Genomic DNA, 21,836 nt, shown 5'->3' on the forward strand with positions numbered 1-21,836 from the left:
GCGCCGAGCCCTTGGCCATGGCGGAGAGGCATCGCCCCAGTCTGGTCACACCCGATAACGCCAGGTTAATGTAAACTCACGTAAAATCATACACTTAGTTACGTTACAGGCGTGGCTATATCCGGTCGTGCGGGCTAGTTGCCCCGTCTTCGACCCATCGGGGGGCGATGCTGCGTAGATGGACGTCCGGGCTTCTGTGAAGCGCCGGGACGGAGCTGCGTGGTCATCTTGTCCGTCTCCCGAGTCTTCGGTCGAACCGGAGGCTCGTGACGTGTTGAAACTGCTGAAAACCTTGAAGCGCGTGGCGCTGCGTGTGGCCGCCATGGCTGCGCCCCTGGCGATCGCCGGCGTGGCCGGCGCTGCGGCCGCGTCTGATCTTCAAGTCTCCGCCTACACCTGGGCGCCCAACCCGGTGGCCAACGGCGCGCGTGCGACCTTCACCCTGCGAGCCACCAACAATGGGCCGGACCCGGTCAACGACGCCGTCGTGACCATCGCCGTGCCGTCGCACTTCTCGGTCGCGGCGGGAACCTTCCCCGCCTACTGCAGCTTGAGCGGCGCGGTCGGCGGCCAGACCCTGACCTGCGCCATGCCGCCGATGGCGGGCGGCGACGCCTCCGTCGTCTTCTCTGCGGATGCGACCAGCGCCGGATCGCGGACGACGACGGCCAGCATCTCCAGCCTGACCAATGTCGACGGCAACGCAGGCAACGACAGTCTGACGGTTTCCCCGGCAGTTCGCGAGGGCGCGGACCTGTCGGTGGTCAAGGACGACGGAGAGCCCGATGACTCCATCCCCGCCGGCGGCATCCTGACCTATACCTTGCAGGCCAGGAACGCCGGGCCGGACGCGACCGCCGCGATCCGCGTGACGGACAACCTGCCGGCCGCCAACAATTTCGAGTTCATTTCGGCGGCGGGCAGCGACTGGACCTGCAATCGCAGCGGCCTGACGGTCGCCTGTAATTATAATGGAGCGGCCCTGATCGGCGATCTGCCGCCGATCACGATCAAGGGGCGGGTGCTGGCCACGGGCGGCACCATCACCAACAACGCCTTTGCCGGGCTGACCAGCCTGCTGGTGCTTGACCCGAACACGACCAACGACGTTGCGACGCCGGTGGTCACGACCATCGAGCCGGGTTCCGATCTGTCGGCGGAAAAGACCATGCCGGCCACCATCGTCCTGGGCGACAGCGCCGACATCACCCTGAAGATCCGCAACGTCGGGCCGACGACGGTCGACGGCGCCGTCATTGTCGATCAGATCGCGCCCGAGTTTGAAATCCTGACGCCCTTGCCGGCGGGTTGCGGCGTCGCGGGGCAGACGGTGAGCTGTACGGCCGGCGTCCTGACGACCGGGCGGGTCCAGACCTTCGTCATTCCTGTCCGCTCGCTCGCCGTCACGAGCGGCGGCGCGGTCAATTCCGCGACGGTGACGTCGCCGGCCGGGATTACAGATCCGATCCCGGACAACAACACGGCCAACGCCGGCTACAGCATCGTCGCGCCGAACGCCGACCTGCGCACGCGGAAGGTCAAGGGACCCAATCCGGTCGAGGCCGGCGAGGTGATGACCAGCACGATCACGGTCCGCAACCTGGGACCGTCGGTGCTGAACTATGACGCGGCCAATCCGCTGCGCATCGTCGACACGGTGACGGCGGACGAGACCTATGTCTCGGCGGCGGCTCCCTGGGTCTGTTCGCAGGCGGGGCTTGAGATCACCTGCGAACTGTCGGGGCCAGGCAGCCTGGCCGTCGGCGCCGATGCGGTGCTGTCGCTCAAGACCCTGGCGGGTACGGGCGCGGACCTGAACCTGACCAACACCGCCTGTACGGCGGCGGGCGCCTTGCCGGGCGATCTCAACGGCGGCAACAACTGCGCCTCTGCGATTTCGCGTTCGACGCCGAACGAGGCTGATCTGGCCATCGTCAAGGAGGTCAGCCTGAACGCGACGGGACCCTGGACCCAGACGCCCGCCCTGTCGGTGCCTTTCAACACCCAGGACTTCTACATCCGCTTCACGGTCAGCAACCTGAGCGGCCAGATCGCCCGCACCGTGGTCGTGACCGACGTGCTGCCGAACTTCATCAATGACGCCGGCAACGGCTTCGTCACCGGCTTCAACCTGGAAAGCGCCAGCCAGGGCGCGCCGGCCTACAGCGCGAGCAACGGCAGGATCAGCTGGACGGTGAGCGACCTGGACGTCGGCGACAGCGAGACGGCCATCGTGCGCATTTCGCGTCCGGTCGAGAGCGGTCTGTTCGACAACGTCGCCCTGGTGACTTCGCCGGACACGACCGAGGACCCGACGGCCCTGGCCAACAACCAGTCGACCGCCAGCTACGACATCGCGCCGATCACGGACATCACGCTGAACGCCAAGACGGTTTCGCCGAACCCGGCCAAGGTCGGCGTGCTGGCGACCTACAGCATCAGCGTGCGCGGCCTGGGGCCGAACCCGGCCTCTAACGTGGTGGTCGAGGACACCATCGACACGACGCGCTTCGAACTGGTCGGTCAGCCGTCCACCACCAAGGGCGGCGTGACCTGCGTCAAGGATGATGCGACCGGCGCGATCACCTGCCCCATGGGCACGATCAGTCGCGGTCAGACCTATCAGATCAGCCAGCAGGTCCGGGCCCGCTTCCCGTTCGGCGGGGCGACCTCGGGCTTCCCGATCGACCACGTCAACACCGCGACCGTGACCACCTCGACCAACGAGACGAACGCGACCAACAACAGCGTCGCCCTGACGCACCCGGTGTTGGCGCCGACCATGGACCTGGCGATCACCAAGGAAGAGCCGAGCGCCGAATTCGACCCGATGCCGTTCGGGTCCGAGCTGGTCTATGACCTGCGCGCCTCCAACTATGGTCCCTCGCGCGCCGGCAATGTGGTCGTCACCGATATTCCGGCCGCGCCCGCCGGCTATACGATGGCCCTGTCCAAGTTCGAGGTGAACCCGGTCGGCGCTGACGGCGGGCTGACGCTCTACACGCCGCCCGCTCCGAGCTGCGTCACTGTGGCCGGCGGCCAGATCGAGTGCCGTCTGCATGACAGCGATCCGAGCCAGAACTTCCTGGATGAAGAGCGTCAGGTGATCTTCCGCCTGTTCATGGCTGTCACCGGCGCTCCGCCTACGGGTCCCATGACCTTCTCCAACGGCGCAGAGATCGTGTCGCTGGAACAGGACAATACAACGGTCAGTCAGGCGGACAGCCAGCTGGCCAACAATACGGCGGTGCAGACCACGACGGTCATTCCCGCGACCGATCTGGAAGTCGTCAGCAAGACCCGCGTCACGCCGTCGCCGGTGCAGATCAACCAGCCGGTCGAGTATCGGATCGTCGTGCGCAACAACGGCGTCTCGCCGACCACCCAGGTGCGCGTGTCGGATCAGCTTCCGTCGGGCTGGACGCGGGTTAATGTGGCCGGTCAGTACGAAGAGAGCTTCACCGTGGCCGGCGCGGCCTCGGTCTCGAACATGACCTGCTCGGGCGCGAACAAGATCACCTGCGTGCTGGACGGCGACTTCCCCGCCGGGATGGGCGACACCGTGACCCTGACGATGTTCGCCAAGGCGGCCCATCCGTTTGCGGGCGCGCTGAACACGAACCTGACCAATACGGCTGAGATCAAGCCGGGTCTGGACGGCTCGGGCAAGGAAATCAGCCGCGACACGAACCCGGCCAACAACACCAAGACCGAAACCACCCAGGTCACGACGTCGTCGATCAAGGGCACCGTCTATCGCGACGACAACCGCAACGACGCGATCGACGCCAACGAGGGCATGACCGGAGTCACCCTGACCCTGAGCGGGACGGATGTGTTCGGCAACGCCATCGTCAACCGCACGACGACGACGAGCGCTGGCGGCGCCTTCACCTTCGACCGCCTGCCGGCCGGGACCTATCAGATCGTCGAGACCCAGCCCTCGGGCACGTTCGACCGCAACGAGACCGCCGGCACGGCGGGCGGCGACGTCAACAACGCCGCCTATGGCAGCGGCGCGTCGAGCAATACGATCTCCAACATCGTCCTGCCGGCGACCACGGAGGCGACCGGCTATGTCTTCCAGGAAGTCAGCGCGGCCAAGGTGTCGGGCTATGTCTATCGCGACCTGAACAACAACGGCGTGCGTGAAGGCGGCAGCGGCGAGACGGGCTTTGCGCCCGCCGCCTTCGCCTCGACGCCGCACATCCGTCTGACGGGCACGGACTACGCCGGCGGCGCCGTGAACCTGACGGCCAACGTCAATGCGACGGGCTTCTATGAGTTCGCATCGGTGCCGCCGTCGAACGGCGCGGACGCCTATACCGTGACGCAACTGGTCCAGCCGAACGGCGCCTCCGACGGCAAGGACGCCAACGGCGCCCTCGTGATCGCCAACTCCAGCGGTCGAACGGCGCCGGAAGGCTTCGACATCGGCGCGGTGGCGCCGGGCGCCGATCTGACCGAGCGCAACTTCGGCGAACTGCCGACCTCGCTGCTCAGCGGCATGGTCTTCCTGGACCCGAACGCCGATGCGATCCGCAGCGCGGGCGAGACCACGGGCCTGGCCGGCGCCGGTATTCGCCTGACGGGCCTGAACGACCTGAACGAGACCATCGACTGCCTGATCACCACGACGGCGACCGGCCTCTACAGCTTCCCGAACGCGGCTTCGGCCACGCCGACCTGTCAGGTGCTGCGTCCCGGCGTCTATGCGCTGGAGATCACGCCTGCGGCCGGTCTGACCCACACGGGCGCCTTCATCGGCACCTCGGGCGGCGATTCCGGCGGCCAGAGCGGCGCCAATACGGCGGCGCCGGGCGAGGCCAACAAGATCGTGGCCGTCATCGTCGTCACCGCCGGCTCGTCGTCGATCAACTATGACTTCGGCGCCAGCGGCCAGGGCCTCAGCGGCTATGTCTATGTCGACAACAACGACACGGGCGTTCGCGATGCGGGCGAGGCCGGCATTCCGGGCGTGAGCGTCACCCTGTCGGGCACCACGGCCAACGGCCAGAACGTCTGTGACCTGATCAACTGCACGGTCACGACCGATGCGGCGGGCGCCTTCATCCTCCTGTCGGCGCCGGGATCGGACGCGACGGGCTATACCCTGACGCAGCAGGCGCAGACCGCTGCGCCTCTGTCGAACTACACGGACGGCAAGGATGCGGCGGGCGTGGTCGGCGGCGTCGTGCGCGGCGCGGCGGCCAACGACGTCATCAGCGGCATCGTGCTGAACACAGGCGAGCTGGGCTCCAACTACGCCTTCGGCGAGCTGGCCGGTTCGCTGGCCGGTCTGGTCTATGTCGACGGCAATGACGACGGCGTGCGTCAGGCCGGCGAACTCGGCCTGGGCGGCGTCGAGATCATCCTGTCGGGCACGACCGCCGACGGTCAGGACATCTGCGCCTGGCGCGCGGCCCTGGACCCGAGCCAGACCTGCACGGTCACGACCAAGGCGGACGGCTCTTACGTCTTCGACAACCTGCCGAAGGGGACCTATGCCCTGACGGAAACCCAGCCCAGCGCCTATGCCGACGGTCGTGAAGCCGCCGGTTCGGCGGGCGGTTCGGTCAACAACGGCGTCTTCGACGGCACGGCTGCGGCCAACACCATCGGCGGCATCGCCCTGGGCGCCGGCGTGGACGCGACCGACTATGTCTTCGGCGAGCGCGCCGTGGTCATCAGCGGCACGGTCTTCAAGGACCCGCAGCGCGACGGTGTGAACGGGGGCGGCGAGCCGCCTCTGGCCGGCGTGACCATCGAATTGGTCCAGAACGGCGTGGTCATTGCGACCACGACGACCGGCGCTGACGGAACCTACATCTTCATCGACCTGCCCGCCGGCGACTATACGGTGCGCGAGGTCCAGCCTGACGGCTATGGCTCGTCGTCGCCGAACGAGGTCTCGGTCAACCTGACCCCTGGTCAGACCCAGACGGTCGACTTCGCCGACACGGTCAGCAGCATCGCAGGCCACGTCTTCGTCGACAGCAACAACGACGGCGTGCGTCAGGCCGGCGAGGCGCCCATCGCGGGCGTGGTCGTGACCCTGACGGGCACGGACGCGGCGGGCGGTGCGGTTAACCGCACGGCCACGACCAACGCCTCGGGCGAGTGGATCATCGACGACCTGCTGGCGGGGACCTATGGGGTCGTCGAGACCCAGCCGGCCAACTATTCGGACGGCCTGGACAGCGCGGGTTCGGTCGGCGGCGTCGTGGCGACGCCCGGCGACCGGATCAGCGACATCGTCCTGCCCGAAGCGACCGACGCGATCGACTATGCCTTTGGCGAGCGCGGTCAGGGCGTCAGCGGGAACGTCTATGTCGACGTTGACCTGAACGGCGTGAATGACGGCGGCGATCGTCCGCTGGCGAACGTGGTGGTGGAACTGCGCACCGCCTCGGGCGACCTGGTGGCCACGACCACGACGGGACCTGACGGGTCGTACAGCTTCGGCGACGTGCCGGCGGGCGACTATGTGGTCATCGAGACCCAGCCTGCGGGCTATGGCGAGGGGCCGGAGCATCCGACCAACCGCGTGCCTGTCGCCGTCGTCACGGATGAGAAGACCGTGCCGATCAACTTCGGCGAGCGCACCGGCTCGCTGTCGGGCCTGGTCTATAACGACACCAACAACAACGGCGTCCGCGACGCCAACGAGCCGGTCATCGGCGGCGTCGCCGTCGTCCTGACGGGAACGGATGCGCGCGGCGAGGCGGTCACACGCACCGTCGTGACCGGACCGGACGGAAGCTACCGCTTCACCGACCTGCCGGGCGGGACCTACACGGTCACGGAAACCCAGCCGGACGGCTATGACGACGGTCTGGACACGCCTGGAACCTCGGGAGGCGCATCGGACGGCGGCGACGCCATCACGGGCATCGTCCTGGCCCCTGCGGCCAAGGCGACGGGCTACCTGTTCGGCGAGCGCGGCGACGAGGCCCAGATCTCGGGCTCGGTGTGGATGGACTCTGACCACGACCGCGCACGCGGCGGCGGCGAGGCCCCGCAAGCGGGCTGGACCGTCGAGCTGTTCCTGGGCGACGTCCTGATCTCGACGACCCAGACCGGCGCCGACGGCGGCTATGCCTTCACCGGCGTGGCGCCCGGCTCGGGCTATGGCGTGCGCTTCCGTCACCCGGACAACAACGCCGTCTATGGCGGGGCGCGTCCGAACGAGACCGGCGCGACCTTCGTTGACGGCGTGACCTCGGCCTCCAATGCGGGCGGCGCGACCCTGAAGGATCGCGAACTGACGGGGATCACCCTGACGCCGGGCGCCGGCGTGACCCAGCAGTCCCTGCCGCTGGACCCGTGGGGCGTGGTCTATGACGCGGTCCGCCGCACGGCCATTCCGGGCGCGACGGTCCAGATCACCGGACCGGCCGGCTTCGATCCCGCCCTGCATCTGCTGGGCGGCGCCGGAAACGCGCGTCAGATCACCGACGCCCTGGGCCTGTACCAGTTCCAGCTGACGGCCTCGGCCCCGGCCGGCGCCTACAGCCTGTCGGTGACGCCGCCGAACGGCACCTACAACCCGAACCAGCCGTCGACGATCATTCCGCCCTGCGCGGGACCGCTGACGGTCAATGCGACGCCGGACCCCCTGCTGGTCTCGACCAGCAACGGCCCGCCGCCGCTGGGCACGGCTGAAGGCTGCCTGACGGGCGTGATGACCACCGGCTATGTGCTGAGCTTCAATATGACGCCGGGGGTTTCGGCCAACATCGTCAACAACAACATCCCCCTGGACCCGATCCTGGAGGGCGCGATCGAGGTCACGAAGACGACCCCGATGGTCAACGTCGTGCGCGGCGGTCTGGTCCCCTATGTCATCACGGCCCGCAACACCCTGGCCGGGACGCTGACGGGCCTGACCCTGACGGACCGCGTGCCCGCCGGCTTCCGCTATCGCGAGAGCAGCGCCCGTATCGACGGCGTGGCGGTCGAGCCGATCCAGAACGGTCGTCTGCTGACCTGGAACGACCTGACCTTCGCGGCGGGCGAGACCAAGCGGTTGGAGCTGATCCTGGTGGTCGGTTCGGGCGTGGTCGAGGGCGAGCACACCAACGTCGCCTTTGCGGTGAACCTGATCGTCGATCAGGTCATCTCCAACCTGGCCGAGGCCACGGTGCGGATGATCCCCGACCCGGACTTCGACTGCACCGACATCCTGGGCAAGGTGTTCGACGACCGGAACGGCAACGGCGTTCAGGACGACGGCGAGCCGGGTCTGCCGGGGGTGCGTCTGGCGACCGCGCGCGGTCTGCTGATCACGACGGACGCCGAAGGCCGGTATCACATCACCTGCCCGATGATCCCGAACGAGGACCGCGGCTCCAACTTCATCGTGAAGCTGGACGACCGGACCCTGCCGACGGGCTACCGCGTCACCTCGGGCAACCCGGAAACGGTGCGCCTGACGCGCGGCAAGTTCGCCCGCCTGAACTTCGGCGCCGGCCTGCACCGCGTGGTCCGTCTGGACCTGAACGGCGAGGCCTTCGACGGCGAGGCTCTGCGTCCGGAGTTCGAACAGCAGTTCGAGGGCCTGATCGAGACCCTGGCCGAGCGTCCCTCGGTCCTGCGTCTGGCCTATGCCGCCCAGGGCGAAAGCGCGGACCTGATCAAGGACCGCGTCGCCCAGGTCCGTCGTCGCCTCCAGGATCGCTGGAACGACGAGCGCGGCCGCTACCGACTGGTCATCGAAGAGGAGACCGTCGTCCTGTCCACTCCTCATGAGGGAGGCGTGCAATGATCCGCGCGTCGAACAAGCTGCTGACCGCCCTGCTGATGGGCGGATCGGCCATCGCCCTCGCGACCGGGGTTCAGGCCCAGGACGCCGCCGCTGATGACCGTCAGGTCTATTGCGGTCGCGACACCGAGCGCCCCTGCGGTCCTGTGGCGGACGATGCGGCGGTCGAACGCCGCGGCGTCGGGAACAACCTGGAAGCCGCTGATCGCGGGGCGGCGCGTCCGTTCCGTGTCAGCGTCGATGGGGCAGGCGAGGACGGCGATGATCTGCGCGCCGACCGCCAGCGTCGTCAGGATCTGGCCCTGGCCGGGGCCGACGTGCGGGTTCAGGCCACGGCCTTCGACGTGCGCCCGGTGCTGAGCATCGTGGCGGAGCAGCCGGTGATCCGCGCCGGCGACGCCGTGCGCTTCTTCACCCTTAGCAACTACGCCGCCTATATCGACCGGGCCGAGGTTCGCATCTTCCGCGCCGATCAAAGCACCGAGGAAGCGCCGTTGACGGTTATTCCGGCGCGCTTCGGCCAACCCGTCCTGTGGACGACCGACCGGGATCAGCCGGGCGAGCATCGCTATCGCTATGTGCTGCGCGTCTATGACGCCGAAGGCCGCTACGACCAGACCTCGGCCCTGACGCTGGACGTGACCCATGCGGTCAACGTCACCAAGCCGGACATCCACGCAGGTCCCCTGTTCGAGAACATGCGCGTCGTCGACGCCATCTCGGTCAAGGGCGCGGCCGTCACCCTGAGCGGCGAGGTCGCTGACCCCGCCACCCGCGTCACCGCCTTCGGAACCACGGTTCCGGTGGATCGCACGGGCCGCTTCATGGTCCAGCAGATCGTCCCCGCCGACACCGCCGCCGTGGCGGTTCAGGTGGCGCGTCCCGGTCAGGCGCCGGTTGATCTGGTGCGGGAGATCGTCCTGCCGCGCACCGACCGCTTCTTTGTCGGCATCGCCGACATCACGGCGGGCAGCCGCAGCTTTGACGCCGCCAAGCATGAACTGCTGGGCGATGCAGGCGATCACCGCGACGACTTCGTCGACGGTCGTCTGGCCTTCTATTTCAAGGGCGTGGTTCGTAACGACTGGCGCCTGACGGCCTCGGCCGACACCGGCGAGCAGCCGCTGAAGAGCCTGTTCGACGGCTTCCTGGAGAAGGACCCGCGCTCGCTGCTGCGCCGTATCGACCCGGAGATGCATTATCCGGTCTATGGCGACGACTCGGTCACGGTCGAGGACGCCCCGACCTATGGCCGCTTCTATCTTCGCGCCGAGAACGAGAACACCGACGCCCTGTGGGGCGTGTTCCAGAGCCGTCTGGGCGGCAATGAGCTGATCCGTCACCAGCGGACCCTCTATGGCGCCAATCTGGACTGGCGCAGCGACGCCGTGACCGCGAGCGGCGAACGCCGCACCGAGATCACCGGCTTCGCCGCCGACCCCGGCACCATCGCCAGCCGCGAGGACTTCGCCTCGACCGGGGGCTCGGTCTACTTCTTCCGCAACCGCGACATCGCGCCGGGGTCGGAGCGGGTCTTCCTGGAAGTCCGCGACAAGGATTCCGGCCTGGTGCTGGAGCGTCAGGAGCTGATCGCCGCCCGCGACTATGAGGTGAACTACCTTCAGGGGCGGGTCGTCATGCGCAATCCGCCGCCGATGACGGCGGATGCGAACAGCTTCGTGTCCCAGTCGTCGCTGGCCGGGAACCCGGTCTGGGTCGTGGCTGCCTATGAGTATTCGCCGGGCCTGACGCGGCCCGAGGCCTTCACCACGGGCGGGCGGGCGCAGCACTGGCTGACCGACCGTCTGCGCGTCGCCGGCAGCGCCTATCATCAGGGCGAGGATCAGGCGTCGCAGGATCTGTTCGGCGCCGACGTCCTGTATCAGCACGCGCCCAACAGCTTTGTGAAGCTGGAGTTCGCCCAGGCGGACGGGCCGGGCGACGGTTCCTACCTGTCGTCCACCGGCGGCTATGACTTCACCAAGGTCGACACCGTCGCCGATCAGGCCAACGCCGTCAGCCTGACCTTCGCCGGTCAGCTGGACGAACTGGGACTGGAGCGCGACGGGCGCTTCGGCGGCTACTGGAAGACGCGCGAGGCCGGCTTCTCGGCCCCCGGCGAACTGACCTTTGGCGAGACCCTGGATCAGTACGGCGGCGTCTTCGACATGGCGCTCAGCGACACGGTTCGATTGCAGGCCAAGGGCGACGTCACCGACGGCCGCCTGACCGAGCGTCATGCGGTCGAGGTCGGCCTGCGTCGCGAGACGGCGGCGGGCTGGTTCGGCTCAATCGGCGTCCGTTCGGACAAGCAGCAGGGCCAGCGCACGCCCTACAGCCCGCTGTACGTGCCGCCGCCCAGCGAGGGCACGCGGACCGACGCGGCGGTCTCGCTCGGCTATCGCCACACACCCGATCCCGAGACGCCCAACGTCGAGCAGCGCGACGCCCCCTGGGCTGTCTGGACCTTCGTCCAGGCGACGCTGGACCATGACGGCGGGCGGGAATCCAACGACCGTTTCGGCCTCGGCGGCGAATATCAGGTCCACGACCGGCTCAAGTTCAAGGGCGAGGTCTCGGACGGCGACATGGGCTTCGGCGCCGACGTGCGGGCCGACTTCGCCATGACGGATCGGGGCAGCCTCTATCTGGGCTACGCCCTGGCCGGCGAGAACCCCGACGCCATGACCGGCGGTCGTCTGGGCCGCCTGACCGGCGGCGCGCGTCAACAGATGGGCGAGAAGACCAGCGTCTTCGCCGAACAACGCTATGACCACGGCGACGGCCCCACCGGCTGGACCCAGGCCTACGGCGTCGACTTCAGCCCCATCGAGGCCTGGACCTTCGGCGCCCGCTACGAGACCGGCTCTCTGGCCGACGCCCTGGGTCAGGAAATCGACCGCATGGCCATCGGCGCCACCGCCGACTATGGCAGCGACCGCCTGCGCTGGGCGTCAGCCCTTGAATACCGCAAGGACGAGGGCGACACGGTCGGCGAACGCACCACGGTCGCCACCCGCAATCAGGTCACCTACAAGGCCACGCCGTCGCTGCGCCTGTTCGCCAAGGCCAACATCTCCCTGTCCAACTCGGATCAGGCGATGGCGATGAACGCCGACTATTACGAACTGGCGCTGGCCGGGGCCTATCGCCCGGTGGACAATGACCGGCTCAACCTGTTGACCAAGTACACCTATCTGGCCGACCTGCCGTCGCCGGCCCAGGTGGACGCCCTGGGGCAGTCGCTGGACTATGCCCAGCGCAGCCACATCGCCGCAATCGACGGGACCTATCAGGTCACGCCGCGTCTGGCGGTCGGGGCCAAGGTCGCCTGGCGTCTGGGCGAACTGCGCGCCTCTCGCGACGAAAGCGCGCCCTGGTTCGACAGCGAGGCGACGTTCTGGGCCGTGCGCGCCGACTATCAGATCGTCCGCCGCTGGGACGTCCTGGTCGAGGTGCGCGAGCTGTCGATCAAGGAGGCGCAGGACAGCCGTCTGGGCGCCCTGGTCGGCGTCTATCGCCACTTCGGCGACCACGTGAAACTGGGCGTCGGCTACAACTTCACCGACTTCTCGGACGACCTTGGCGACCTCAGCTACGACGAGCGCGGCTGGTTCGTGAACCTGATCGGCAAGTTCTGATCCACCAGCACCGACGCCGCCTTGCAGCGGCGTCGGTGCTTGGTCGGGCGCTTGTTTACATCCCTGTATCTTGACGGGCGGCGAATGCTGGATGACAGTGTTCGTCAAGCTGCGCAGGTCCGGGGAGGGACCATGGGGAAGCGATCATTACAGGATGCGTCTCCGGTCGACCTGGAGACGGCTTGCCGCGTCCACGCTGACGCCTTGCGCGCCATCACCCGCAAGGCGCGCGAAGACGAGGCGGACCTGGCTCAGGACGCCTGTCTGCGCCTGGTCGAGACCGCGCAGCGAGAGCCGGTCGGCGCTCCTGCCCATCTGTTGTTCCGCATCGCCAGAAACCTGGTGATCGACCGCATGCGCGGCCGAGGTCGCGCCGCGCGCCTGTTTCAGGATCAGACGGCTTATGAAGAGCATCGATGTCCGTCGCCGGATCCCGAGCGGGTTCTTTTGGCGACCGAGCGGTTGCGCCGGGCGCTGAAGGTCATTGACGCCATGCCGGACAGGCGCCGTGAAGCCTTCCTGCTGCATCGGATCGAAGGTCTCAGCTACCCGCAGATCGCGCGTCGCATGGGCGTCAGCGTCAAGGGCGTTGAAAAGCACATCTCCTCGGCCATGCTGCAGTTGTTGCGGGGCATGCAGGCGGAAGGGTTCGACGACTAGGGCGTGGCGCAGCTCATACGTCTATGATTGTATCTTCCCGTCCTCCCCGGTCGCCCGCTCTCCTGGTTCATGATGATTTCCGACGACATCGAGCAAGAGGCGGCCCGCTGGTTCGCCGCCCAGCGCAGAGGGCCTATGACGCTGGACGAGCGACAGGCTTTTGACGCCTGGCGCGCCGATCCCTTGCACCAGGCGGCGCTCAACCGGATGCATGAGGTCTGGGGCGAGGTCTCGGCGGTCGGAGAGATGGGCGTTGCGCTCAGAAGACGAAAGGCTCGACCCCATCGCGCGGCGATTGCGGCGGTTCTGGTCCTGGGTCTGGCGGTCAGCCTGGGCGGCGGCGTCTGGTGGAAGTTCGATCAGCAGAGCACGCAAACCGGGATTGGCGAACAGAGCAGTCAGGAACTGGCGGACGGCAGCATCGTCGCTCTGAATGTCGTGACCCGCGCACGCTATGACATCAATGCTCGCGAGCGCGTCGTGCATCTGCGCGAGGGCGAGGCGGCCTTCGTGGTGCGCAAGGACCCTGAGCGGCCCTTCTTGGTGCGGACGGGCGGATATGAAGTCAGGGCCGTCGGCACGGCCTTCAATGTCCGCAACCGGGATCAGAGTCTGGACGTCGCGGTCAAGGAGGGGGTGGTCGAGGTGCGCCGACTGTCTGGCGACGAAAAACCCATGCTGCTGCGGGCGGGACAGCGGCTGTACGTCAAGGACGCGGGGGCGTCCGCACGGACCGCGTACAAGGTTTCAGCCATCTCGACGAACGCCGTCGATGAGTGGCGCCAGCGCGTCCTTACCTATGAGGATGCGCCTATCAACCAGGTCGTGCAGGATGTGAATCGCTTCTATGAGCGTCCGCTGACGATCGACCCGGCCCTGGGCCGCCGTCATGTGACCCTTCGACTGGTGATCGACGATCGGGCCGATACGGTGAAGCGGCTGGCCGCCCTGTTGGGCGCCGAGGTCCACAATATGGGGCGAGAAGACGCGCTGAAACCCTAACGATCACAGCGGTTCCAAGAATTTCTTCATGATCAGGTAGGGTGTTCGCATCCCGCCGCGTCTAACCCCCAAAACAAGAATCTCTTGGGAGGGAGGGGCTGATGATGTTGCGGTCTTCGTATGTTCGTTTTCCACGTCTGCGTATGCTTGCGGGGGCAGGGTGCGCCGCCCTGATGATTGCGGCGGCCATGCCTGCGGGCGCGGCGTCCCAATCTGCGGTGGCGTCGTTCAATATTCGCTCGGCCTCGCTGTCGCAGAGCTTGCTGGAATTCGGACGTCAGGCCGGAATTTCCATCGCCGCCGACCAATCCCTGACCGCGGGCCAGCGCGGCGCGGCCGTGTCTGGCGAACTGCCTGTGGGCGAGGCTCTGGATCGCCTGCTGGCCGGGACCGGGCTGAAGGCCGAGTTCGCCGGCCCCAACGCCGTTCGCCTGGTGCGCGTGGGACAGGGGGACGCCGGGGGAAACGACCTTCGACCGTCCGGCCAGGACGGGGGGCAAGAAGCGACGACCGTCGGAGACATCATCGTCACCGCCCAGAAGCGTGAGGAATCCATCCAGGACGTGCCCATCGCCGTCTCGGCCTTCTCGGCGGAAACCCTGGACGCGATGAAGATCGAGGGCGGCTCGGAACTGCTGCGGGCGATCCCGAACGTCAGTTTCTCCAAGGCCAATTTCAGCATGTACAACTTCTCGATCCGCGGGATCGGGACCAAGGCGGTTTCCGCCTCATCTGATCCGGCCGTGGCGGTCAGCTTCAACAACACCCCGTTGATCCGAAACCGTTTGTTCGAGCAGGAATACCTTGATGTGAACCGCGTCGAAGTGCTGCGCGGACCTCAGGGGACACTCTATGGCCGAAACGCCACGGCGGGCGTGGTCAACATGATCCCCAACCTGCCCGGCCCGGACTTCGACGCGATGTTGAAAGCCGAAGCGGGCAATTTTGGATCCATGCGCGGCCAGATGATGGTCAACATACCTTTGGCTGACACCTTTTGGGTGCGGGCGGCGGCGAGCCTGACCAAGCGGGAAGGATTTGATCACAACACCTTCAAGGATACCCGGGTGAATGGGCGTGATCTCTATTCCACGCGTCTGTCAGCGGCCTGGGAGCCCAGCGATCGGTTCAATGTCAATCTGATCTGGGAGCATTTCGGTGAAGACGACAACCGTTCTCGCACGGGAAAGCAGCTCTGCACGACCGATCCGGGCCCGACGCAGATCGGGTCCTATAAGATCACGAACCCGGAGTTGCAGGGGCGGCTGAGCCAGGGCTGCCTGCCGCGTTCGCTCTTTACCGATGCCGCCTATGGCACGCCGAACGGGATGGGCATGGCCCAGGTCGTCGCCGCCGGTGCGGTCGTTTATGGTCAAATCCTTACTGGCCCGAGGACTACGGCGACTGTTCTTGCGGTTGATATTGGTACGAATCCTTATGCTGGAGTGGTTCAGTCTAAGAATTTGAGAGAGATAGCGACGGCCTATGATCCGAGGTTCGTTGTAAGTAATGATGTCTATCAAATGAATGCTGTATTTTATTTAACGGACAGAATTAAGATCACGTCTCAGACGGCTTATGCAAAAGATTATTTTTGGTCTACGCAGGACTATATGCGTTACCCGTCAAATGATATTTTTAATGACAGTAGAAATTTGTACGATAGCCGGCGCAGGCCTATTGGCGACTCATTAGCTTCTCCAAGCGGTATCTATACTGATCCGCAGCTTGGCCCATCCAAGGGAATGATATCTGCTGATTTAAGTAAATCCAAAAATGAACAATTTTACCAAGAAATACGTATTCAGTCCGATTTCGGCGGAAAGTTTAATTTTAATCTAGGTGCAAATTATCTGAAATTTGATACCCAAGATGATTACTATGTATTTAACAATCTATTCTCATTGATAGCCGAATATAACTATAGCGGAAGTTTTGCTTCTAATGGGTCCAAAATAACTACAAAATGTCTAGATGGAAGTAAGTCTGAATGTGTCTATGTCGATTATTCCTCTATTGAATCTATTGCTGGTGATGGTCACAATTATTTTCGTAGTAAAAATGTCGTTTCTACACGTTCATGGGGTGTTTTTGGCGAGGGCTATTTAGATATTTCCGATGATCTGAGTTTGACCTTGGGGCTTCGGTATACCGACGACAAAAAGACGTCTACCCCATATCCGACCCAGCTCTTGCTCGGCTCTAGCGATCTTTATGGATACGGATATCTGACGGGCGGCAGCGTGGTTCGAGGATTGCCGGCGTCTCCTGATGTTGTTCAGTCCTGGGGTGCGGTTACAGGGCGACTGGTCCTGGACTGGAAGCCATCAGATGATGTCATGGCCTACGCCTCATATGCCCGGGGGTACAAGGGGGGTGGGTCGAACCCTCCGCGTCCAGGGCTGGACCCTCGCGTAGTTCAGTATCAACCGCTCGCCTCGACATTCGAGCCTGAGTATGTTGATGCGCTTGAGGTTGGTTTGAAAACAAATCTATTTGAAGAAAAAATTCGTCTCAACGCAACGGCTTTCTACTATGACTATAGCGACTATCAAGTTTCGCAAATTGTTGATCGCATATCCCTGAATGAGAACTTCGATGCGAAAAGCATGGGGGTCGAGTTTGAATTAACCTACAATGTCACTCCTAATTTCAGGGTTGATGCAAATGTCGGGTACTTAAAGACAAGGATTGATGACGGGGAAAAGTCGATTGATGTCATGAATAGGACGCAAGGCAATGCGGACTGGATGCTTGTTCGTCCGTGGCTTCAGGTTCCTTCGAACTGCATTGCTCCTGTAAAGCATGTCGAAAAAATTATGACGAACGCCTTCCAAACTGAGGGCGTGAAGTTCCAAGCTATGCAGCTGCTATGCGGAGCTACAGAAAGACTAGGTTCGTTCGATCCGAATTTCGGTAAAGGTCCACGTTACTGGCAGATGTTCGGTATCGACTATAATCCATTGAGGGATGCGCCGAATGGCGGGCGAGGCTTTGATGTTGATTTAGGCGGGAACGAGTTGCCGAATGCGCCGCGGTGGACCGCTAGCCTTGGGGCCCAGTACACATGGCAACTTGGTAGTTTTGATGCGACCCTGAGAGGGGATTACTACAGGCAGGCGGAAAGCTATTTCCGTATATACAACACGGAATACGACAAGCTTGAATCCTGGGATAACGTTAATCTGTCTGTATCTATAGAAAATATGGAGAGCAATTTTGTATTAAGCGCATACGTCAAAAACGTATTTGATGACTCGCCTATCGTTGATGCGTTCACAAATAGTGATGATACTATGCTTACAACAAACGTATTCACGCTTGACCCAAGGTTGTTTGGTGTCTCTCTTACGAAGAGATTCTGATATTAATCATAAAATAAATTTGACTAATACGTAATTTGATATCGGTTTAATGTAGCTAAACTATTGTGTTTAGTCTGATCAATGGAGAAGGTTATGAAAAAGCTACTTAGCGTTCTGTCTTCCGTTGCATTGATTTCCGTCGCGGGCGTTTCTGCGGCTAGCGCTCAATCTTTTACTCCGGCTACGAGTACGTGGTCTCTTTCTGGTACATTGAATCTTCGTCAGACTTTGCCTTCGGCAGTTCCTTGCGATGTGCAATTGACGCTTGATATTGATGGCGCTGGGTCCGGGACTATTACTGGTGGTACCTTTGCTCCAGGCTTCTTCCTTTGCGGATCGGCTATTTATCCGCAGAATTTCTCCTGGCCGGTGACTGTGGTGTCGAGCACGCCTGGCGTTTCTGCCGTTCTTGATATTTATGTTGATGTCATTGCTGTGGGCGGGAATTGCACGGGTGTGCTGAGCGGCGTTCAGTTTGATATCGTCAATCAGACCATCGACGTGCCGGCGATCACCTATATTCCCGGATCGCCTGCTACCTGCGAGGTTGACGGTCTTCTCTATGTTGACCCGGTGACGGATCCGGCGCCTCTGGATGTGACCTAATATGAGCGGGTCCATACTGTTACTATATGGACCCGTTTCTTATTTCTGGTGAGGCGTAGTTCTCCACTACGCTTGTGTATACTTCCCGAACGTTTCCACGTTCCGACTTGGCCGGGCGCATGTCGCCCGGCCATTTTTCTTGAAGCCGTTCACCCGGCCTGCGACGCCTTCCAGCGCTCTAGGTATTCCAGCCGCCGTAGCAGCTTTGAGCCTGGGTCCAGCAGGATGTGGGCGCCGGCGGGCGCGATGAAGGTCGCGCGGCCGTCGGTCATGGGCAGGGTGCGGGTCTGGCCGTCCACCTCGACCTCGACGGGCAGGGGGAAGGGGCGGGCGGCGCCGGTCTTCCACTCCAGGGTCACGCGGTCGCCGTCGCGGGTCATGACCAGATCGGGCAGGGCGGCCTGATAGAGGTAGGCGTCGAAGAACCAGCTGAGGTCGCGGCCGGTCACGGCGTTGACGATGGCGATGAACTCCGGCGTCGTGGCGTAGCGCGGCGCGAAGTTGCCCGGCTTGGGGTCGGGACGGCCATAGACCGCCCGGCGCAGGGATTCGTAGAAGGCGTCGTCGCCGATGTAGAGGCGCAGGGTGTGGGCGATCAGGCCGCCCTTGTAATAGAGGTCCAGCCCCGGCCCGGTCTCGCCGTTATAGACCGTGCCCGCGTCCTGCGGCTGGCCCGACACCATGGGGAAGCGGTTGGCGAGCGTCAGGCGCATGGTCTGCAGCTCGGACTGCATGGCCCGCTCGCCGTTCAGCCAGCGGGCGTAGAGGGGCTGCATATAGCTGCCGAAGCCCTCGTGCAGCCACATGTCGTCCCAGTCGGCGTTGGTCAGTTGATTGCCGAACCATTCGTGCGCCAGTTCGTGCTGCAGCAGCCAGTCATAGCCCTTGCCGTCGAGCTTGTAGCCGTTGCCGTAGGCGTTGATCGTCTGATGCTCCATGCCCAGGTGCGGGGTCTCGACCACGCCCATCTTCTCGTCGCCGAAGGGGAAGGGGCCGATGGTCGCCTCGTAGAAGTCGAGCTGTTTGGGGAATTCGGCGAACAGGGCGGCGGCCTTGGCCGGGTCGGTCGAGGCCAGGCGCCAGAAGCGCAGGGGCACGGTGTTGCCGAAGCGGCTGGGGTAGTCGGCGGCCATCTCGACAAAGGGGCCGACGTTCAGGCTGATGGCGTAGGTGTCAGGCTGGCGCGCGGTCCAGTTCCAGGTGGTCGTGCCGTCGCCGTTGTCGGTCTTGCCCAGGAAACGGCCATTGGCGGGGGCGGATAGGTCGGACGGGATGGTGATGTGCAGATCGACCCGGTCCGGCTCGCCCTGGGGATGGTCGACGCAGGGCCAGAACAGGTCGCAGCCCTCGCCTTGAACCGCGCTGGCGATCCACGGCTGGCCGTCGGGCGTGGTGGTCCAGAGGAAGCCGCCGTCCCAGGGCGCGCGCTTGGCCTGATGGGGACGACCGGAGTAGGCGATGCGGACGGAGGCGGTCTGGCCGGGCGACAGGGGCTGGGCCAGGGGGATGGTCAGGCGGCCCTGGGGGTTGGACCAGTCGGTGACGGCCTGACCGTCCACGCTGATGGCGGCGATGGCGAACAGGGCGTCCAGCTCGACGACCAAGGCGGATGCGGGGGCGGTGGCGGTGAGGTCGAGGATGGCGACGCCCTCGATCGACTGGGTTTCGGGCAGGAGCTTGAAGCTGAGATCGGCCTTGTCGAAGCGCAGGGCCAGCTGTTCCGGCGTGCGCGGCGTGCCGCTGGACAGGGTAAAGGGCGTCGAATCGGGCGCCGGCGTCGCCTCTTGCGCCAGAGCAGGGGCGCTGAGCAGGGCTATGGTCAGGCAGAGGGCGGCGGTCAGGCGCAAGGCTATAGCTCCGGCAAGAACGAGCCGTGAGCCTAGCGAGGGAGAGCTGCGCCGCAACCCTTGGCCGTCATCCCGGGGCCGCGTGCGGGACCCGGGACCCAGGCGGTGACGACAGGATGGGCGGCGTGAGGGCTTGGTCCGACGACTGGGTCCCGGATAACGGCTTCGCCGTTTCCGGGATGACGGAAAGAAGCAGGCAAAGAAAAAGGCCGGTGTTTCCACCGGCCTCTTCAAATCTGGTCAGACGACGCCTGATTAGGCAGCGGCTTGCTCAGCCAGCTTGGCCTTGACCTGACGCTTGATGCGCAGGGCGGCGGTCGACAGCTTTTCGTCGCGAGCCTTGACGATGAAGACGTCCAGGCCGCCCTTGTAGTCGAGCGTGCGCAGGGCGGCGTTCGAGATACGCAGGGAGAAGGTCTGGCCCAGCGAGTCCGAGGCCAGCTTGACCGTCTTCAGCGACGGCAGGAAGCGGCGCTTGGTCTTGATGTTCGAGTGGCTCACATTGTGGCCGACCATCGGGCCGATACCCGTGAGTTCGCAACGACGCGACATCTTAAGATCCTCAAGGTCACATCCGCGATACGTGAGCGGACGCATGAAACAGGTGTTCGCAGCGGGCGGACCCCTGCGAGAGAGGTGGCCGTATAGATGAATGACTCGCGGGCCGTCAAGGCTGGAGTCGAGTCATGCCGGGGATAGAACCACATGACCGCCGAGGGATCGCCTTCGTTCAGCCGGCGTTCAACGACCTGCTATATAGAGTATCGCATGAAGACCCATTGGAAGCTGCCGCCCATGAAGACGCTGCCTGTTTCGTTCGCCCCCGTGCTGAGCCGTGTTCTGGCCGTGGCCGCGCCCGTCGTCGCAGGCGCCGTCATGCTGGCCGCGCCCGCCGCCGCGCCCCAGGCCCAGACGGCGGCTGCGCCGCCTGTCCTGCCCGGCTATTGGGAATACACCACCAGCGCCCTGGGCAGCCGCGACACCGAAACCAAGTGCGTCCGTCCCAGCGAGATCAACCGCTTCTTCGGCGGGCTGTCGACCAACCGCTGGAAGTGCACCTATTCGACGCGTGAGGTCGGCAACGGCAACGCCCGCTTCGAGGGGACCTGTCAGGACAAGAAGGGCCGTCGCGTCAACGTGCGCCTGAACGGGACCTATCAGCCCGAAAGCTTCCGCTTCAACGGCGGCGCCCAGCTGCTGCGCGGCACCCCCTATATCCCCGCCAGCATCACCGCGCGACGCGTGGCGGCCCAGTGCCCGGCGGGCGCCGAGTATTTCTGAGGCCGTACAGACAGGGCGGGTCGGCCCTGTTCTCGAAACGCGGAAACCGCCCGGTTCATAGGAGCCGGGCGGTTTTTTGATTGGCCTGGGGCCTGTCGCTAGAGGCGGGAGGCGGCCTGTTCGCGCATGCGCTGGGCCGAGCGGACCATGTCGTCGGCCTGGCCGGGCATGCTGCGCGACAACTCGATCAGTTCGGCGTGGGTCACGTCGTTGCCGCGGCTGCGGTTGTCGGCGATGACCTGCTCGCGATAGGCCGGATCGCGAAGGCGCAGGGCTTCTGCGCGCATCTGCTTCGCGCCCCGATCCATGTCGTCTGCGCCGCGTCGCATGTCGGCGCGCGCCTGGATCATGGCGGTGCGGATTTCTTCTTGAGCGGCCGCTGCTGCGGCCCTGGCATGGGTCGCCGCTTCACGCGCGGCGATGGCGGCGTCGCGGCTGGCGCGCTGGATGTCGGCTTGGCTGACGCGGGCGGCCTCGAGCACTTCGCGGCGGCCGTCGGCGGCGTCCTGGCGGGCCTGCTCAGCATCGCGGCGGGCCTGTTCGGCGTCACGACGGGCTGCGTCGGCGTCGGCCCTGATTTCGCGCTGCTCGTCCACGCTGAGCGATCCCAGGTAGACGTAGCGACCGTCCTGCATGATGGCCGGGGCCGGAGGTGCTGGCGGGGCGGGCG

9 protein-coding genes and 1 pseudogene are annotated in these 21,836 nt (G+C 64.7%); 7 read left to right on the forward strand and 3 right to left on the reverse strand.

The genetic code is table 11. The features are described 5' to 3' along the window. Positions 1 to 271: 271 nt before the first annotated feature. From DXK21_RS11500 to DXK21_RS16535, 6 genes are all read left to right on the forward strand, one after another. A complete protein-coding gene (locus DXK21_RS11500) occupies positions 272 to 8,767 on the forward strand; it encodes an SdrD B-like domain-containing protein (RefSeq protein ID WP_162790649.1) in 8,496 nt (2,831 codons plus the stop codon). After that, the gene (locus tag DXK21_RS11505; protein WP_114817918.1) at positions 8,764 to 12,405 is read left to right on the forward strand and encodes an OmpA family protein; all 3,642 of its coding nucleotides are present in this window, start codon (positions 8,764 to 8,766) and stop codon (positions 12,403 to 12,405) included. Before DXK21_RS11500 ends, DXK21_RS11505 begins: the two co-directional genes overlap by 4 nt. Before the next feature lie 132 nt (positions 12,406 to 12,537). Continuing rightward, complete coding sequence (locus tag DXK21_RS11510; RefSeq protein WP_162790650.1) at positions 12,538 to 13,065, forward strand: RNA polymerase sigma factor; 528 nt, start codon at positions 12,538 to 12,540, stop codon at positions 13,063 to 13,065. 69 nt (positions 13,066 to 13,134) lie between these two features. Then, entirely contained in the window at positions 13,135 to 14,067 is a 933-nt protein-coding gene (locus DXK21_RS11515; RefSeq protein ID WP_162790651.1) for a FecR family protein, read from the forward strand. Between the two features lie 101 nt (positions 14,068 to 14,168). Then, the gene (locus DXK21_RS11520; protein ID WP_245945196.1) at positions 14,169 to 17,432 is read left to right on the forward strand and encodes a TonB-dependent receptor; all 3,264 of its coding nucleotides are present in this window, start codon (positions 14,169 to 14,171) and stop codon (positions 17,430 to 17,432) included. 93 nt (positions 17,433 to 17,525) lie between these two features. Beyond that, positions 17,526 to 18,038, forward strand: coding sequence for a hypothetical protein (locus DXK21_RS16535; RefSeq protein WP_162790652.1), 513 nt, complete (start codon positions 17,526 to 17,528; stop codon positions 18,036 to 18,038). 149 nt (positions 18,039 to 18,187) lie between these two features. On the opposite strand, the gene DXK21_RS11525 is transcribed toward DXK21_RS16535, so the two are convergent. Together DXK21_RS11525 and rpmB are read right to left on the reverse strand one after the other, a co-directional pair. Continuing rightward, positions 18,188 to 19,885 (reverse strand): M1 family metallopeptidase, encoded by a 1,698-nt coding sequence (locus tag DXK21_RS11525; protein WP_114817921.1) that lies wholly within the window; start codon positions 19,883 to 19,885, stop codon positions 18,188 to 18,190. Positions 19,886 to 20,140: 255 nt separating this feature from the next. Beyond that, the gene (gene rpmB, locus DXK21_RS11530; protein WP_114817922.1) at positions 20,141 to 20,437 is read right to left on the reverse strand and encodes a 50S ribosomal protein L28; all 297 of its coding nucleotides are present in this window, start codon (positions 20,435 to 20,437) and stop codon (positions 20,141 to 20,143) included. 216 nt (positions 20,438 to 20,653) lie between these two features. On the opposite strand from rpmB, the gene DXK21_RS11535 reads away from it, so the two are divergent. Next, positions 20,654 to 21,166, forward strand: a complete 513-nt coding sequence (locus tag DXK21_RS11535) for a DUF3617 domain-containing protein (RefSeq protein WP_245945197.1) — start codon at positions 20,654 to 20,656, stop codon at positions 21,164 to 21,166. 98 nt (positions 21,167 to 21,264) lie between these two features. Here DXK21_RS11535 and DXK21_RS11540 read toward each other — a convergent pair. Further along, positions 21,265 to 21,836: pseudogene (locus DXK21_RS11540) on the reverse strand (M56 family metallopeptidase); the annotation flags it as partial.

This window comes from Brevundimonas bullata, assembly GCF_003350205.1.
In the GTDB taxonomy this organism is placed as follows: Bacteria; Pseudomonadota; Alphaproteobacteria; order Caulobacterales; family Caulobacteraceae; genus Brevundimonas; species Brevundimonas bullata.

Coding starts and splice junctions, on each gene's coding strand:
- DXK21_RS11535 (WP_245945197.1), top strand. CDS start 20,654: ATGAAGACCCATTGGAAGCTGCCGCCCATGAAGACGCTGCCTGTTTCG.
- DXK21_RS11505 (WP_114817918.1), top strand. CDS start 8,764: ATGATCCGCGCGTCGAACAAGCTGCTGACCGCCCTGCTGATGGGCGGA.
- DXK21_RS11520 (WP_245945196.1), top strand. CDS start 14,169: ATGATGTTGCGGTCTTCGTATGTTCGTTTTCCACGTCTGCGTATGCTT.
- DXK21_RS11515 (WP_162790651.1), top strand. CDS start 13,135: ATGATGATTTCCGACGACATCGAGCAAGAGGCGGCCCGCTGGTTCGCC.
- DXK21_RS11510 (WP_162790650.1), top strand. CDS start 12,538: ATGGGGAAGCGATCATTACAGGATGCGTCTCCGGTCGACCTGGAGACG.
- rpmB (WP_114817922.1), bottom strand. CDS start 20,437: ATGTCGCGTCGTTGCGAACTCACGGGTATCGGCCCGATGGTCGGCCAC.
- DXK21_RS16535 (WP_162790652.1), top strand. CDS start 17,526: ATGAAAAAGCTACTTAGCGTTCTGTCTTCCGTTGCATTGATTTCCGTC.